This is a genomic window from Exiguobacterium sp. SL-9 (assembly GCF_004336985.1).
GTDB lineage: Bacteria > Bacillota > Bacilli > Exiguobacteriales > Exiguobacteriaceae > Exiguobacterium.
The window spans coordinates 309279-325421 of the sequence record NZ_SJUO01000002.1 but is presented as its reverse complement, the minus strand read 5'-3'; the positions used below and the strand labels follow the sequence as shown (position 1 = coordinate 325421).

Genomic DNA, 16143 nt, shown 5'->3' with positions numbered 1-16143 from the left:
ACGTAAACGGGAATTAACGTGTACGTCAATCTTTTTTGAATCGAGGAGGAATTTTGTGATGGGAACGCTATGGGTTAACGGAAAGATTTATACGATGAACAAAGAGCATGAACAGGCTCGCGCCATGTATGTCGAGCACGGCCGGATATTGAAACTGGGGGAAGAAGGCCACCTTCGTCGTACATACGCCGGAAGAATCAAGCAAATTGTGAATCTTGAAGGGAAGAGCGTCTATCCGGCGTTCACCGACTCACACATCCACTTAATCGGCTACGGCGAAGCGCTCGACCGCATCGATGCGACCGAAACGACGGATTTGCAGGTGTTACTCGAAACGATGAAGCAAAAGGGCGGTAGTGACAGAAGTGACGATTGGCTCGTCGCGGAGGGGTTCAATGATCGTCTGCTCGGCGAGATGCCGACGCGTGAGATGATTGACGCTGTCATCCCGGACCGTCCTGTCGTCTTGAAACGCGTTTGTCGCCACGTTGCGGTCGTTAACTCGAAAGGGTTAGAACGGCTGGGGCTGATCCATCATACCGTCATTGAAGGCGGGAAGCTCGGACGTGACGCGGACGGGAAGTTGAACGGGGTACTCTATGACGCGGCGCTCGATTTGCTCCATAAAGAACTCGGCGGGAATCGCGAGAAAAATGTCGCCTCGCTCCACCGGGCCATCGACTCGTTGTTCGCCCACGGGATTGTCGGCGCCCATACGGAAGACCTGTTCTACCATGGTGATCCGGTTGAGGCGATTCAAGCGTATGAGGACGTGTTGGCAGATCTTCCGTTCCATGCCCATCTGCTCGTTCATGAACAAGTCGTCGATCAATTGATTCGTCACGACGCGCTCGCGAAACGACCGCGTTTCGATTTTGGGGCGATGAAGCTGTTCGTCGATGGGTCGTTCGGGGGACGGACGGCACTTTTATCGGAACCGTATACGGATGAACCTGGTCAGCGCGGGATCGAGGTCCATCGTCCGGACCACCTTGAGGCGCTCGTCAAAAAGGCGCGCTCGTATGGCATGAACGTAGCAGCCCACGTCATTGGGGATGCCGCCGCCGAACAATTTATTGGGTTGCTCGAGAAGTATCCAGCCAAGCGCGGGACGCGGGACCGAATCATCCATGCCTCGCTCTTGAACGATGCATTTTTGAAGCGAATCCAGACGCTGCCGGTGTTGATTGATGCGCAGCCGATCTTCTTATCGGACGATATGAACTTGTTATTCGACCGACTCGGCAACGACCGTGTCGATAACGCCTATCGCTTCAAATCGATGCTTGATACGGGAGCGCTCGTTCTCGGAGGCAGTGACGCTCCGATTTCTTCGGTCGATGTGCGGAAAGGCCTGTATGGGGCCGTGACCCGACAATCGTTCGAGGGGTCGGGCGCGCTCAATCCACCGGAACGCTTGTCGATGTATGAGGCACTCCGTAGCTTCACCTACGCACCGCGTGTCGCCACAGGCACGCACGGACGCGACGGTCTATTGATTCAAAGCTATAACGCAACGTTCACAGTGTGGGAAGAAGATTTCTTCGAACTTCACGGACGCGATATCCTCGATAACCGACTCGTTATGACAGTCGTCGACGGCACGCCGGTATACGAGGCCGACGTCGTCAACGCGTAATAAAAAGGCTAGCCGTCCATGTGGACGGCTAGCCTTTCGTCGTTTAGAAGAACGAGCGTTGTACTTTGTGCCAGAACGAGTTGTTTTTCAACTTGACCGTTTTGACGACTTTGTCAGAGAGCTCGATATCGATGCGATCCGTATACTTCAAGCTGAGCGCCTCGTTATCCATCCCGATGATCGGATAGTCGTTCCCGTCCTCGACGATACGAAGCGACAGTTTGCGAGAGTCATGGACGATGAACGAGGAACCGAGTGTCCGGTAACGGTTGTTGTTTACCGACGCGATCTCGCTCACTTGCATGCACGGAATGAGCGGATCGACGATTGCGCCGTCGAGCGACTTATTGTAAGCCGTCGATCCGGTCGGCGTCGACACAACCATGCCGTCACCGCGGAACGTCTCGAAGTGAAGGTTATCGATATATACCTCAATGGCGAGTGATTTGATAATACTCGACTTGATTGAGGCTTCGTTCAAACAAAGCATCGGTGTCGATTCATTGATCGACGCCGATAAAAGCGGATATTTCCGCACTTCAAGGCCGGCTTCGATGCGAGCACTGTTGTCCGAGAACAAGCGATCGACTTCGTCGAGCTTATGTATATCGAAGTCGCAATAAAACTCATTCAAGCCGCGCCCGAACCCGACGTAGATGGCATCTTGACGGAAGCCGGTGTAGCGGACGGCCTGCAGGAACGCGCCATCTCCCCCGATGGCGACGATGATGTTGGCGTCTTCCGGACGATTCACGACGTTGAAGCCGTGTTTCTCACCGATCTCGATTAGTTTCTTTACCTCTTTCGTAAAGTCGTTGACGTTACGATGGTACAAATAAACGTTGTTTCTCATCCATGTCATCCCCTTTGTCAATTGAGTCTCTTACATTATACAGCGTTTTAGACGCTCGATATAGGGAAAATCACAATCAGGCCGTCTGAGGCAGGAAGCTTGTCATCGAGACGGCACCATCGATATGATGAAGTAGTATAAATCAAACCAAAGGGGATGAAACGATGCCAACATTTAAAGGCAATACCGTTACACTGCAAGGGAATCCGGTCAAAGTCGGAGATGCCGCACCAGACTTTACAGCACTCACGACGGCACTTGAAGAGGTGACGCTCGCGTCATACCCAGGGAAAAAATTGATTAGTGTCGTCCCGTCGATCGATACAGGCGTCTGTGATGCACAAACGCGTGCGTTCAATGAAAAAGCAGCAACGCTCGGGGGGACCGTCTTGACCGTGTCGAACGATTTGCCGTTCGCCCAACGTCGTTGGTGTGCAGCGTCGGGCCTCGATAACGTCATCATGTTGTCGGACCACCGCGACCAGTCATTCGCGAAGTCGTATGGCGTATTGATGGAAGAACTCCGTCTCCTCGCGCGCTCGGTGTTTGTCATCGACTCGGAAGGCACGGTCCAGTACGTCCAGTACATGGATGAGATGACAGATGAGGTCGATTTCGATGCGGCGCTCGAAGCGTTTGACAAAGCAAACTGATTCACTTGGCGAAATGACCACGAATCGCTTACACTTATAGAAGTGAACCGACCGGCTCTCCATCAGAGGGCCGGTTTTGTATGGAAAGGATGATCGAAGATGGAACGATTTGAACAATTGTATCGTGATTGGAAGAAAGAAGCGAAGAAGCTGACGACCGACCTTGACTTGTTACCGCTCGAGGCGTTGATTGAAGTGTTTGAACGGGTCGATGTGGAACAAGAGAAGACGGATGACGTCCGTAAAGCGGTCAGTCTGCTCGTCCTCGAGGAGACGACGACGCTCCCGCCGAACCACCAACCGACACCGGACGCTGTCAGCCTGTTCATCGGCTACTTGGCGACGAAGCTCGTCAAAGACGGGGCGAGCGTGCTCGAACTAGGAAGCGGGACGGGCACACTCGTCCATGCTGTGTTGACACAATTGAAAGATGCTACCGCTCAAGCTGTCGAAGTGGATGAGACGATGCTTCGTCTGTCTTACGCGATCAGCAACTTGCTCGGAAAACCGGTATCGTATTTCCATCAGGACGCGCTCGCGCCGTTGTTCGTTGAGCCGAGCGATTTAGCGCTCGTCGATTTGCCGATCGGATATTACCCGAACGATGAGATGGCTTCTGGCTATGCCTTGAAGCGAGAAGAGGGTCACTCGTATTCCCACTTCTTGTTGATCGAACAAGCGATGCGCCATTTGAAACCGGGCGCGCATGGTATTTTCGTCATCCCGAACAATTTGTTTGAACAGGATGACGAAGGGAAATTAAAACAGTGGATGGACCGTGAGGCCGTCGTTAAAGGGGTTCTGCAATTGCCGACGACGATGTTCAAAGATGAGCGATATGCGAAGAGTCTATTGATGTTACAAAAGCTCGGGGAAGGCGTCAAACGCCCGAAACAAGCGCTCCTCGTCGAGTTGCCATCGTTCACGGACGTCCGTGCGGTTGCCAATATTGTGAAACAGATTGATGATTGGTTTAAAACAACATAATTTTTATTGGGCAAAAGACTTGAAAAACATATGCCATATCAAGTATCTTCATTATGATACAGTTATCGGTTTTTAAGAGAACAGATAAAGACTCGTGTTTAAATCGAAAGGTAAGAGGTGTATGACATGACAAAAATTATGGCAGTCAATGCAGGTAGTTCGTCATTAAAGTTCCAACTTCTCGAAATGCCATCTGAGAAAATGCTCGCCGTCGGGCTCGTCGAGCGTGTCGGAAAAGAAGATGCGATCTTCACGATTAAATATGGTGAAGGACAAAAGTTCCATATCGTCACACCGCTTCATTCACATAAAGAAGCGGTCGAGCTCTCGCTCGAGAAATTGATTGACCTTGATATCATTCAGTCGTTCGATGAAATCGCAGGAGTCGGCCACCGTGTTCTTCACGGGAAAGAATTGTATGCGGATTCGGTCGTCATCGACGATGAAGTTATGAAGAACATCGAATCGTTCGTTGAGCTCGGACCACTCCACATCCCACCGAACTTGACAGGGATTCGCGCGTTCCAGGCGATTTTGCCGAACGTGCAACAAGTTGCTGTCTTCGATACGGCGTTCCACCAGTCAATGCCGGAAGAAAACTTCTTATACAGCCTTCCGTATGAGTACTACACGGAGCATGGCGTTCGTAAGTACGGTTTCCACGGAACGAGCCACAAGTACGTCACACAACGTGCGGCAGAACTTCTCGGTCGTCCGCTTGAAGACCTTCGCTTGATCTCGTGCCACCTTGGTAGCGGTGCGTCAATCGCAGCGGTTGCCGGCGGTCGTTCGATCGATACGACGATGGGCTTTACACCGCTTGAAGGAATCACGATGGGAACGCGCTCGGGATCACTTGACCCAGCCCTCATCCCGTTCTTGATGCAGAAGACAGGCAAGTCGGCTGAAGACGTATTGAACGTCATGAACAAAGAGTCAGGTGTCTACGGTCTCTCGGGTATCTCGAGTGACTTGCGTGATATCGAGCAAGCGGCGGCTGAAGGCAACCACCGTGCCGAAGTCTCGCTCAAAATCTTCTCGAACCGTATCCACGGCTATATCGGTCAGTATGCGGCAGAGATGAACGGTGTCGATGCGATCATCTTCACAGCTGGTGTCGGGGAAAACTCGGACGTCATTCGTGAGCGTATCCTTCGTGGCCTTGAGTTCATGGGCGTCTATTGGGATCCATCACTCAACAACGGAGCGCGCGGCAAAGAGTTGTTCATCAACTACCCGCACTCACCGGTCAAAGTCATCATCATCCCGACGAACGAAGAGTTGGTCATCGCACGCGATACTGTTCGCATCGCTAACCTCGTTGAGTCACACGTTTAAGTTAGTACAACATCCGTCCCGCATTCTTGTGGGACGGATGTTTTTTTAGTGCTTTTGACACATAAAGCAAGATGATCGTGTGACAATGGGCTGAATGAATTGATCTCGTTTGTAACATTTGGCGTAAAAAAAGATGCTTTCCGTAACAAACTAGATATATGAATCCCTTTAATTGGAAGTCAATATGACAAAAACGAAAGATTATTGTTAAAACCGTCATCTACCTTTAAAAGATGGCGGTTTTGTAATATAACCGTAACTTCCCTGACACTCAAATGAATTTTAGTTGTAAACGCACACTGTCATGTTTCGTCATATAGTTATCTGGACGAAACATTCAGTCATATATGCGATATGTGACAGTGAACACGGCACCACAGATTCGACACCATGAACATACAACTCACAAACCGACTAGGAGAGGACGAACCACATGCTCAAAAAAATTGGAACGGTCTTACTACTGACGGTCATGACACTCGCAATGCTCTTACCACAACAACAACAAGTAGAGGCGTCTTCAAAAGTTTACGCCCAAAGCCAGGTCAACGGATTGAATGTCCGCTCGGCAGCTTCACTGAACGGAAAAGTCATCGGTAAAATCAACAAAGGTCAAAAACTTCAGCGCACTGGCTCAAAAGGGTCTTGGACTCGGGTCAACTACAAAGGCAAGTCCGGTTGGATCGCTACTAAATACTTACGTACCGTGAAAGCATCGGTGACGAAGGCTAGTGTGAAAACATACAAGATGAACGCTTCGGCTTACACACCATATTGCAAAGGCTGTTCAGGCGTGACGGCATTAGGCTGGAACGTCCGGGCCCAAAAACGTAACGTTATCGCGGTCGATCCGCGCGTCATCCCGCTCGGTAAGAAAGTACAAGTGTACGTCGGTGGGAAGTTGATGGGCACATACACGGCGGCCGATACAGGCGGCGCCATCAAAGGCAACAAAATCGACATTTTGATGTACTCACAAAGTGCGGCCATTAACTTCGGCCGCAAGACGGTCACCGTCAAAGTCTTATAATCGGGCATACGAGAAGGGCCATCGCACATGCGATGGCCTTTTTTGTTAATCATGTTATTGGCGGACGATGAGGACGTCACACTTCGAATAGCGGACGATGCTTTCAGAGACGCTACCGATGAAGAAGCGTTCGACGGCGTTCAAACCGGTCGCTCCACAGATGATGAGGTCAATGTCATGATTCGGTGCGATTTTTTTAGCGATCGTCACTTTAGGAGAGCCATACTCGATGACCGTCTCGACTTCTTTGACACCACGTTCTTTCGCTCGGTTGACGTAATCCTCGAGCAACTCCTTCGCATACGTCTCAGCACGCTCGGTAATCGTCCGGTCATACGCTTCGACCGTGGCGAACGTCCGTGTATCGATGACGTGACCGATATACAGCTTGCCATCGTTTCGAAGGGCGACGTCGATTGCTGTTTCAAATGCACGCTCGGCCTCTTTCGAGCCGTCGACGGCAGATAGAATATGTTTGTAGACAATTGCCATGTAAATCCCAACCTTTCGCTTGAAATGTACGTGCGGCTTACATGTATAGTATACCACTTCTGCTTGAATTCACGCCCGGTTCTTTCAGAAACGTGTGAATTTTTCACAACTTTCTCATTCAACAGGTTGAAGTTTGGAAATGAGCAGACGGAACGGGTAAGATGATACAGAGGAGGGATGACGATGAAACACGTAGTCATCACGGCTGGTGCAAAAGGGATCGGCCGCATTGTGACAGAACGACTGTTAGAAGAAGGTTGGCACGTCAGTGTGCTGCAACGAAAACCGATTGATTGGGACCACGAGCGGTTACATATGATCGAGGCGCCGTTGACGGACCGCAAGGCCGTCCTGAGTGCCTATGATGAAGCGGTGGCCAAGTTCGGAGATCCAGACGCACTCATTTTGAACGCGGGCCCCTATATCTTTGAGCGGAAATGTCTCGTCGACTTGTCCGACGAAGAATGGGACGAGGTCATCACGGGTAACTTGTCGGCCTCATTTTGGCTGATGCGCCGGGCGATCCCGAACATGCGGGCGAAACAGTTCGGCCGCATCATCACGTACGGTTTCCCAGAGAGTGCGACGGCCCCAGGCTGGATTCATCGATCGGCGTTCGCGGCAGCGAAAACGGGACTTGTCAGTTTGACGAAGTCGGTCGCGCTCGAGGAGGCGGCGCATGGGATTACGGCCAATATGATCAATCCGGGCAACATCGTCGGCGCACAAAAAGAGATGCGCATCGAAGCGGCCGAGCCGGATGATCAAACGCCGGTCGGCCGTCACGGGACGGGTGAGGATATCGCACGAATGATTCTGTTCTTGCTCGCGCGCGATTCCGATATGGTCACGGGCGCCGTCATCGATGTGACCGGCGGTGTCAACGTCGTTCATCAATACCGGAAATAAGGAGTGGGCTGCATGAAGTTAGCCATATTGACCGATATCCACGGCAACGTCCAGGCACTCGACGCTGTACTTGCCGAACTGGACCGCCAACGGATTGACCAAATATGGAGTTTGGGGGACATGATTGCGATGGGACCCGACTCGAACGAAGTGATGGCGCGCCTCCTCGACCGAGGTGTGCACATGATCACGGGCAATCATGATGAGGCCGTTTTGTCGCTCCTGGCTGGGAAGGGCCATCCGGACAGCTACGCGCATACCCGCCCGCATCACGAGTGGGTGGCGCGCACGTTGACATCTGCCTATGCGGAGGCGCTCTTCAAGTTGCCGCGCACAATCGAACGTGTTGTCGACGGGACTCATGTGTACGGCATCCATTATCATATCCCGACCGAGAAGCGAAACGTGCCGATCACCGAGGAACCGTTCCACGACATCCTAGAGGCGACACTCCCGAATATGCAGGCGCTATACGGGACATATGAGACGGACGTCATCTGTTTCGGACATCATCATCCAACGCATATATTCCGGGATGATACGAAACATTATTTTAATCCAGGAGCGCTCGGCGTCGCCCGGGACGATTTGGCCCGCTATGGTATCCTCGAGTGGGGAGAGGCGGGCATGACGATTCAATCACAAGCCGTGTCGTACGACAAACGCTCGTTCCTTGAAACGATGGAACGCCGTGACGTGCCACAACGAGACGTCATGCTACGTCTGTTTTATTGAGATGACAAAAGACCAGCCGTTTTTGGCTGGTCTTTTGTATAGGGTTCAATTGATTTCTTGCAGGTCTTTCGGGAAGCTCGTCAAGAGAATCGGACCGCTCTCGGTCATGACGATATCGTCCTCGATGCGGACACCACCGACGCCAGGAAGATAAATTCCTGGTTCGACGGTAAACGTCATCCCGACTTGGGCTGTCATATCGTTATTGGCGGCCATCGACGGGAACTCGTGTACTTCGATGCCGATGCCGTGGCCGACACGGTGCGTGAAGTATTCCCCGTACCCGGCCGTCGTGATGACTTGACGGGCCGCGATATCGATCGAGCCGAGCGTTGTCCCGACGTTCGCCATCTCGATCGCAGCTTCCTCGGCTTTGAGTACGGTTTCGTAAATCTCCCGTTGTTTCGTACTCGCCTCACCGTAGACGACGGTGCGGGTGATGTCCGAGGCATATCCTTGCCAAATGACACCGAGGTCGAACAAAGCGAAGTCGCCTTTTTTCAAGCGGTTGTTCCCAGGGACACCGTGTGGGTCGGCGCTATTCTCGCCGAACAAGACGAGCGTGTCGAACGACATTTCGCGGACACCTTGTTTCTTCATCGCATATTCAATCTCTGCGATGACCTCGAGTTCGGTCACGCCTTCACGCAATGCGCGAATCCCCGCTTCAATCGCCATATCAGCGAGTTCGGCGGCGCGCTTCATCAAGCGGACTTCGTCTGGAGACTTGATCATGCGAAGTGCTTGTAGTTCTTCCGTCAAATCGATGATTGACAATCCGGCGAACCCGGCGCGGAGCTGTTCGACGCGGTTGTACGTCAAATGCTCACCTTCTACCCCGATGCGCTCGGGGATGATCTGTTGGTCAAGGAACAGTTTGACGACTTTGTCCCATGGATTTTCATGATCCATATACGTGACGATGTCGCCATTCCACTCGCTCGCTTCGACGATTCCTTTTTCAAGTGCCGGACAAACGATCGCGGTCGTTCCGTTCTTCAAGACAAGGATTGCGATGAGCCGTTCGTGCGCTTCGGCATACACTCCTGAAAAGTAAAAGACCGATGCTTTTGATGTGACGAAAGCGGCGTCTAACCCTTTCGTGGCCAAAGATTGTGCAATATGGTTGGTTCGTTGATTCAACTCGTTTCCCTTCCTTCTCGTTCAGTGGCGTTCTATCTCATTATAACGTTTTCCAAAACGGAAAGGAAATGTCACCATTTCAGTAGTACAGTTTGAAGAAGTACGACTGATACAGTATACTGAGGATGACAGAAAATGTATTAAGGAAAGGGACTCGTGACATGACAACAAAACATGAACAGATCATAGCACATATCGAGTCGCTCGATGTCGGGTCCAAAATTTCGGTCCGCCAAATCGCAAAAGAGTTGGCGGTATCAGAAGGAACGGCATATCGGGCTATTAAAGAAGCGGAGAATTTAGGATTTGTGTCGACGATCGAACGGGTCGGGACCATCCGGATCAAACGCAAGCATAAAGAGAATATCGAAAAATTGACGTTCGCCGAAGTCGTCAATATCGTCGACGGACAAGTACTCGGCGGCCGAGACGGTCTCCATAAGACGCTCTCGAAGTTCGTTATCGGGGCGATGAAGCTCGAAGCGATGATGCGTTACATCGACGTCGACTCGCTCGTCATCATCGGGAACCGAGAGAAGGCGCATGAGCTCGTGCTCCAGTCCGGGGGTGCCGTGTTGATCACGGGGGGGTTTGACACGACCGATGAAGTGAAACGGATGGCGGATAAATATCATATGCCTGTCATCTCGACGTCATACGATAGTTTTACCGTCGCGACGATGATCAACCGGGCCATCTATGACCGTCTGATCAAAAAAGAAATTTTGCTCGTATCGGACATCGTCATCCCGCTTCATGACACGTTTTATTTGAAAGTAGATGATACGGTCAAACGGTGGCATGAACTGAACGAACGGACGAAACATAACCGCTATCCTGTCATCGATGAGCAGATGAAAGTCGTCGGGGTCATCACGGCGAAAGACTTGATCGATCGTCCGCATGACACCGAAATCGAGAAAGTGATGACGAAAAGTCCAATCACCGTAGGCGTTCAGACAAGCGTCACCAATGCGGCCCACCAAATGGTTTGGGAAGGCATCGAGATGTTGCCGGTTGTCGACAACTATGGCCGTCTGCTCGGGATCATCAGCCGTCAAGACGTGCTAAAGGCGCTCCAGCTCGCCAATCGCCAACCACAAGTCGGCGAGACGTTCGACAATATGATCACGAACCAATTAAAAGAAGATCCGAACTCGAACGGGACGGCGTTCACCGTCGAGGTCGCGCCGCAAATGACGAGCCATATGGGGACGGCGTCGTCAGGTGTTTTGACGACACTGCTCGTCGAAGGGGCGACACGGAGTCTGCGTCATATGAAAAAAGGCGACCTCGTCGTCGAAAATATCACGGTCTATTTCATGAAACCCATTCAAATCGAGAGTCAAATCCGCGTTTCCGCCAACGTGTTCGATCTCGGCCGGAAGTTCGGAAAAGTCGACGTCGAGATGACGCAAGGCACACAACTCGTTGCCAAAGCGCTCGTCACGGCGCAATTGATTGACCGCTAACAAAAAAACGAGCTGATGCCATCATCAGCTCGTTTCTGTCTGTTCTTATGATTGTTTGATTGGCTCTTCGTTAGCGAGCGGATAGATTTTACGGTACCGGATAAATCCGACGACGGCGTTGCCGAGCCCTAGGACGAGCATGGCGATACTGACAATCCAGCCGATTGTCGAGCCGAGCCCGAGTCCGCCAATCATTTGGTTGATCGCGAAGAGTGCGAGGAACAAACTCAGCCAGATGAGCGCTTGGGTGTTAAAGAGCGCTTTCCGGTATGGTGTCTTCGTCAAATAGGCGCGTCGTTTTGAAACGAAGTAGGCGCCCAACGAAAACAAAATGAGTCCGATCATAATTAATTGACCCAAGTGAAGAAACCCCTTTCAGACGTGTAATCTGTTATCATCATACCATAGAATAGTGTTCAAGAAAGCGAGGAATGGCTATGGCACATTGGCCAGAGGCAACAACGATATTGAAATTGATTGAAGCGGCGGACACGATTATGATTCACCGACACGTCCGTCCCGACCCGGATGCGCTAGGCAGTCAGCTCGGATTAAAACGGATGTTAGAGGTCGCCTATCCGGAGAAACGGATTTACGTCGTCGGCGGTATCGTCCGTGACTTAGAGTTTTTAGGTAAGATGGAGCACGTCGAACCGGACATGTATAAAGAAGCGCTCGTCATCGTACTCGACACGGCTAACCATGAGCGGATTGATGGACCGCATGCTTTGTCGGGCAAGACGGTCGTCAAGATCGACCACCATCCTGATGAAGACGCATATGCGGCGCATCAAATCGTCGACACGACGGTCAGTTCAACGTCGGAGATGGTCGCCGAACTTGCGGGGATGTGGGGCCTTGCTCTTGACGAAGCGTCCGCTTTCCTATTGTTTGCCGGAATCGTCGGTGACACGGGACGATTCCAGTTCCGCAATGCGACACCGCGCACGTTTGAAATCGCTGCCGCGTTGATTAAATACGGTATCGATACGAATCGGTTGTATCGTCAAATGTACAAGACGAACTTGGCGACGTTGCAGCTCCAAGGTTACGTACTTCAAAACGTTAACGTGACGGAGGCGGGTGTCGGCTATGTCAAAATCGATGCGGACGTCTTGCGCACGTTCCATGCGACACCGGAAGCAGCGTCTTTGCTCGTCAACAGTTTCTCAGGCCTCGAAGGACTGAAATGCTGGGTCATGTTCGTCGAGAACAAAGAAGAGATTCGGGTGCGGATCCGTTCAAAAGGACCGGTCATTAATGATGTGGCGAAGCGCTATCGGGGCGGCGGTCATCCGATGGCAGCCGGGGCCACAATCGATAAATGGGAAGAAATGGACGAGGTGATTGCGGCACTTGATGAAGTCGCGGCACCGTTCACGTTTGAAACTGAAGAGAGCTGACCTGTTGGTCAGCTCTCTTCAGCTTTTATCCTGATCTTGTGGGATGAACCATGTGCCACGGTCGGTCACGTCCTCGACGACGTCGAGTTGATACTCGGTGATATAGCGGCGGAGTCGGTCGATAATCTCTGGGCTGTCGGCGAAAACGGTCTGTCCGTTCTGTAAATTTTCGAGCTTATCGCGTGCGATTTTACCCCGATTAATAATCATGCTGTTTATACCCCCTTTTAGGAGAAGTTTTGTCTATAATTATTGTATCAGACAAGTACCAAAATGAGTTTGACAATTGTGAAAAAAGAAAGGGGGGGTCTTGTGATCCACTTGAATGTACGATCGGCTTTTAGTTTGATGCAGAGCACGGTCCGACTTGAACAATACGTCGCGCTGATGGCCGAGCGGGGAAGCCGAGCCGTCGCGCTTGCCGACGACGCGTTATACGGTTTGCCGCAGTTCGTCCGATTATGCGAACGCTATGCGGTTAAACCCGTTATCGGGTTGCGGACAAAATTGCGGATGGACGGATTTGACGTGTCGGTCCTCGTCTACGCGTTGACCGAGGAGCAGTTACCGGAGTTGTATCGTCTTGTCCAGGCCGACGGATTGATCGAGGCGACCGAACTGGCGGTAGTCATCTTACCGGAGAACTGGAAGACGAACGACCCGGTTCACAGGCGCCGCTTATATAACCATCTACTCGGTTACGTGAACGAAGATAGACTATGGCTCGGATTGCCGGCACCGCAGACGACGGAACAGGCGTTGTTGCTCAGACAACTCCGCGAGATGCGGGACGAACTCGGGACAAAACTCGTCCCGGCCCCGGAAACATGTTACATGCGACCGGAAGATTTCGAGGCGTATCGCGCCATCGTCGCCATCGGCGAAGGGGAGCTCATCTCCCAAGAGGACGTGCATCAGAAAGGGAGATACGTCCGTCTGCCGAGCGAGATGAACGATTGGTTCGAGCCCGTCGAACTCGAGGCGCTCGACCGATTCGAAACGCTCGTGTCCGTCACCCGGTTGCCGCAAGCGACGACCTCCATCCCGGAGTTCGAAGGGGCCGTCGACCGCTTGAAGCGCCTCGTCGCCGATCGGTTGAAGGCGCTCGATTTGTTCCACGAAGATTATATCGAGCGGGCCCGTTATGAACTTGACGTCATCGCACGAACGGGTTTCGCTTCTTATTTCCTCATCGTCGAGGATATCGTTCGCTATGCGAAAGAACAGGGGATTGAGGTTGGACCAGGTCGTGGTTCGGCGGCAGGGTCGCTCGTCAGTTTCGCGCTTCACATCACCGAGGTCGATCCGGTACGATTCGGCCTATTGTTCGAACGATTTTTGAACCCCGAACGAATCACGATGCCAGATATCGATTTGGACTTCGAAGATGAACGGCGCGACGAGGTCGTTCGTTACGTGTTGGAGAAGTATGGTCAAAACCATGCGGCCCAAATCGGTACGCTCGCCACGTTCGGTGCGAAAGCAGCGCTGCGAGATGTCGCGCGGGCGCTCGGGTTGACGCTTGAAGAGGGACAGGCGGCGAGCAAGCAAGTGAAAGATGACGGACTGGCCGGGATTTTGGCCAACCCATCGAAAGTGAAATGGTTTGCCGGCAGTCAAAAGCGGTCGCAACTCTTGAAAATCGCCACCGAGTTGGAGGGGTTACCGCGTCAAGCCTCGGTTCATGCGGCCGGACTCGTGCTCAGCCGGGAAGCGCTCGATGCAATCACACCGCTGCAACCGACGACAGGGGAGCAAGTGACCCAATATAATATGAAGGATCTCGAAGCGCTCGGCCTGTTGAAAATCGACTTGCTCGGTTTGCGCAACTTGACGAGGCTCCGGCAGATGGAGGCGCTGATTCGACAGACGGACGAACTGTTCTCGTTGAAGACGATTCCACTGAATGACGCTAAGACGTTACGTGTGCTTGCCCGGGGTGACACAGATGGGATCTTTCAATTCGAATCGGAAGGGATGAAACAAGCGCTTCGGCAAGTGAAGCCGACTGAGTTCGAGGATATTGTCGTGACGATGTCACTTTATCGGCCGGGGCCGATGCAGTTCATCGACACGTATGCGAAGCGCAAGCACGGCATGCCGTATCAACCGGTTCATCCCGTCGTCGGTGACATCATGCGGACGACGAACGGGGTGCTCGTCTATCAAGAACAAGTCATGCGTTTGTTGCGAGAGCTCGCTGGCTACTCGTATGCCGAGGCCGACTTGATTCGCCGCGCCATCGCCAAGAAAGACGTCGCGGCGATTGATGTCGAGAAGACTCGGTTTTTAGAACGTTCATCGGCCCGGTTCGATCATGATTCGATGCGACAAGTGTTCTCGTGGATCGAAAAGTTTGCGGGCTACGGGTTTAACCGTTCGCACGCCGTCGCTTATAGTTTGATCAGTTATCGTTTGGCTTATGTGAAAGCACACTTTGAACGGATTTTCTATCTCGTGACGTACGACAAGACGAACGAGCTTGTCCGCATGTTGCGGAAAGGTAAGATTCCGGTCTATCCGCCTGACGTCTTGCACGGTCAAGCCGGTGCTTTTTTAGAAGGGCCGGGTGTAAGACTCGGTTTGAAAGCGGTCCAAGGTTTGACGAAACGTGACGTTGAGCGGTTGATTGAGTATCATACCGAGTTCACCGACGTGAAGCGTCTTCTCGAACTCATGGGCTGGGGAACGAAAGACCATATGAAACTGAGACGTCTACTCGCGGCGGGAGCGTTGGACCGGATGTACCATGGTGATCGCCGTCGTGCCTTCGAGGCGGTCGAACGGCTTCGTGAAGAGACGGAGACGCACCTGCTCCCGGACGAGTTATCCGCGCTCGGATTGAAACGGTCCGCGCCGATCGAGCCGAATTGGTCCGAAGAAGAACGAGAAGCGCTCGGGACGTGGATTGTGCATTCGCCACTGACGACGGTCGCGCCGCTCTCGATCGAGACGGTGACGATTGACGAAGTGTTGCATGGCGAACGCGGATTCATCGTCGTCTACGTGGATGCGATTCGTACGTTCAAGACGAAGAAGAACGAGGAGATGGGTGTCGTCATGGTCGATGACGGTGTCTCCCAAGACGAGGTCGTCATTTTCCCCCGCGTGTTTTCACAATTTAAGCGCTCACTTTACGTCGGGAACGTCCTCTTGCTTGAAGTGCATCCGAATGAGCGGGACGGAAGGCGTCAACTCGTCGTCGAGCGGGTCCGGCCACTCCACGGTCTAGCCCTCTTCATCCGTCTGCGTTTGGAGTCGTTCGCTGACCTTGAAGAGCTGCTTCATACGTCTAAAGGGGATGTGCCGGTCGTTTGTCGGTTCTCAGACTCAAAAGAAGTGAAGCAACTGGCCTCGGCGTATGCGGTCAATCCGACAGAGTCCTTGCTCTTGGCACTGAAACAACGGTTCGGTGAAACGGATGTCGTGTTGAAACGGGTCGACTCGAAATTGCCCGGTACGAAAACTAGTACCAAGTCATAAAAAGTG

General features: G+C 52.3%; 15 protein-coding genes. 10 read left to right on the top strand and 5 right to left on the bottom strand.

The window, feature by feature from the left end; all coding sequences use genetic code 11:
- The first annotated feature begins 58 nt into the window (after nucleotides 1–58).
- The gene (locus tag EVJ34_RS06150; protein ID WP_131484970.1) at nucleotides 59–1639 is read left to right on the top strand and encodes an amidohydrolase; all 1581 of its coding nucleotides are present in this window, start codon (nucleotides 59–61) and stop codon (nucleotides 1637–1639) included.
- Between the two features lie 43 nt (nucleotides 1640–1682).
- On the opposite strand, the gene EVJ34_RS06145 is transcribed toward EVJ34_RS06150, so the two are convergent.
- Nucleotides 1683–2501, bottom strand: a complete 819-nt coding sequence (locus EVJ34_RS06145; RefSeq protein ID WP_201739923.1) for an NAD kinase — start codon at nucleotides 2499–2501, stop codon at nucleotides 1683–1685.
- Nucleotides 2502–2656: 155 nt separating this feature from the next.
- Between EVJ34_RS06145 and tpx the strand changes: the two genes are divergently transcribed.
- The 4 genes from tpx (at nucleotide 2657) to EVJ34_RS06125 (ending at nucleotide 6500) form a co-directional block, all read left to right on the top strand.
- Nucleotides 2657–3145: a thiol peroxidase gene (gene tpx / locus EVJ34_RS06140; RefSeq protein ID WP_131471299.1), complete on the top strand. Its 489-nt coding sequence runs from the start codon at nucleotides 2657–2659 to the stop codon at nucleotides 3143–3145.
- Between the two features lie 99 nt (nucleotides 3146–3244).
- The gene (locus tag EVJ34_RS06135; protein WP_131484968.1) at nucleotides 3245–4132 is read left to right on the top strand and encodes a class I SAM-dependent methyltransferase; all 888 of its coding nucleotides are present in this window, start codon (nucleotides 3245–3247) and stop codon (nucleotides 4130–4132) included.
- Nucleotides 4133–4258: 126 nt separating this feature from the next.
- On the top strand, nucleotides 4259–5470 hold the full coding sequence (locus tag EVJ34_RS06130; RefSeq protein WP_131437148.1) for an acetate kinase: 1212 nt from the start codon (nucleotides 4259–4261) through the stop codon (nucleotides 5468–5470).
- Nucleotides 5471–5903: 433 nt separating this feature from the next.
- Nucleotides 5904–6500, top strand: coding sequence for a 3D domain-containing protein (locus EVJ34_RS06125; protein ID WP_131484967.1), 597 nt, complete (start codon nucleotides 5904–5906; stop codon nucleotides 6498–6500).
- A gap of 54 nt (nucleotides 6501–6554) precedes the next feature.
- Here EVJ34_RS06125 and EVJ34_RS06120 read toward each other — a convergent pair whose 3' ends face one another.
- On the bottom strand, nucleotides 6555–6992 hold the full coding sequence (locus EVJ34_RS06120; protein ID WP_021065608.1) for a universal stress protein: 438 nt from the start codon (nucleotides 6990–6992) through the stop codon (nucleotides 6555–6557).
- A 183-nt stretch (nucleotides 6993–7175) separates the two neighbouring features.
- Here EVJ34_RS06120 and EVJ34_RS06115 point away from each other — a divergent pair, with 183 nt between their 5' ends.
- Together EVJ34_RS06115 and EVJ34_RS06110 are read left to right on the top strand one after the other, a co-directional pair.
- A complete protein-coding gene (locus tag EVJ34_RS06115) occupies nucleotides 7176–7901 on the top strand; it encodes an SDR family oxidoreductase (RefSeq protein ID WP_131437152.1) in 726 nt (241 codons plus the stop codon).
- Nucleotides 7902–7913: 12 nt separating this feature from the next.
- The gene (locus EVJ34_RS06110) at nucleotides 7914–8636 is read left to right on the top strand and encodes a metallophosphoesterase family protein (RefSeq protein WP_131484966.1); all 723 of its coding nucleotides are present in this window, start codon (nucleotides 7914–7916) and stop codon (nucleotides 8634–8636) included.
- A gap of 45 nt (nucleotides 8637–8681) precedes the next feature.
- Here EVJ34_RS06110 and EVJ34_RS06105 read toward each other — a convergent pair whose 3' ends face one another.
- The gene (locus EVJ34_RS06105; protein WP_131484965.1) at nucleotides 8682–9779 is read right to left on the bottom strand and encodes a M24 family metallopeptidase; all 1098 of its coding nucleotides are present in this window, start codon (nucleotides 9777–9779) and stop codon (nucleotides 8682–8684) included.
- Between the two features lie 161 nt (nucleotides 9780–9940).
- On the opposite strand from EVJ34_RS06105, the gene EVJ34_RS06100 reads away from it, so the two are divergent.
- Nucleotides 9941–11251 (top strand): DRTGG domain-containing protein, encoded by a 1311-nt coding sequence (locus tag EVJ34_RS06100; protein ID WP_034778238.1) that lies wholly within the window; start codon nucleotides 9941–9943, stop codon nucleotides 11249–11251.
- Between the two features lie 45 nt (nucleotides 11252–11296).
- Here the strand turns inward: EVJ34_RS06100 and EVJ34_RS06095 are convergent, their stop codons facing one another.
- Nucleotides 11297–11611, bottom strand: coding sequence for a YtpI family protein (locus tag EVJ34_RS06095; RefSeq protein WP_236634605.1), 315 nt, complete (start codon nucleotides 11609–11611; stop codon nucleotides 11297–11299).
- 77 nt (nucleotides 11612–11688) lie between these two features.
- Here EVJ34_RS06095 and EVJ34_RS06090 point away from each other — a divergent pair, with 77 nt between their 5' ends.
- On the top strand, nucleotides 11689–12654 hold the full coding sequence (locus EVJ34_RS06090; RefSeq protein ID WP_131437158.1) for a DHH family phosphoesterase: 966 nt from the start codon (nucleotides 11689–11691) through the stop codon (nucleotides 12652–12654).
- Nucleotides 12655–12672: 18 nt separating this feature from the next.
- Here EVJ34_RS06090 and EVJ34_RS06085 read toward each other — a convergent pair whose 3' ends face one another.
- Entirely contained in the window at nucleotides 12673–12864 is a 192-nt protein-coding gene (locus EVJ34_RS06085; protein WP_131437352.1) for a YtzJ family protein, read from the bottom strand.
- 102 nt (nucleotides 12865–12966) lie between these two features.
- Here EVJ34_RS06085 and dnaE point away from each other — a divergent pair, with 102 nt between their 5' ends.
- A complete protein-coding gene (gene dnaE / locus EVJ34_RS06080) occupies nucleotides 12967–16137 on the top strand; it encodes a DNA polymerase III subunit alpha (RefSeq protein WP_236636654.1) in 3171 nt (1056 codons plus the stop codon).
- Nucleotides 16138–16143 lie beyond the last annotated feature (6 nt).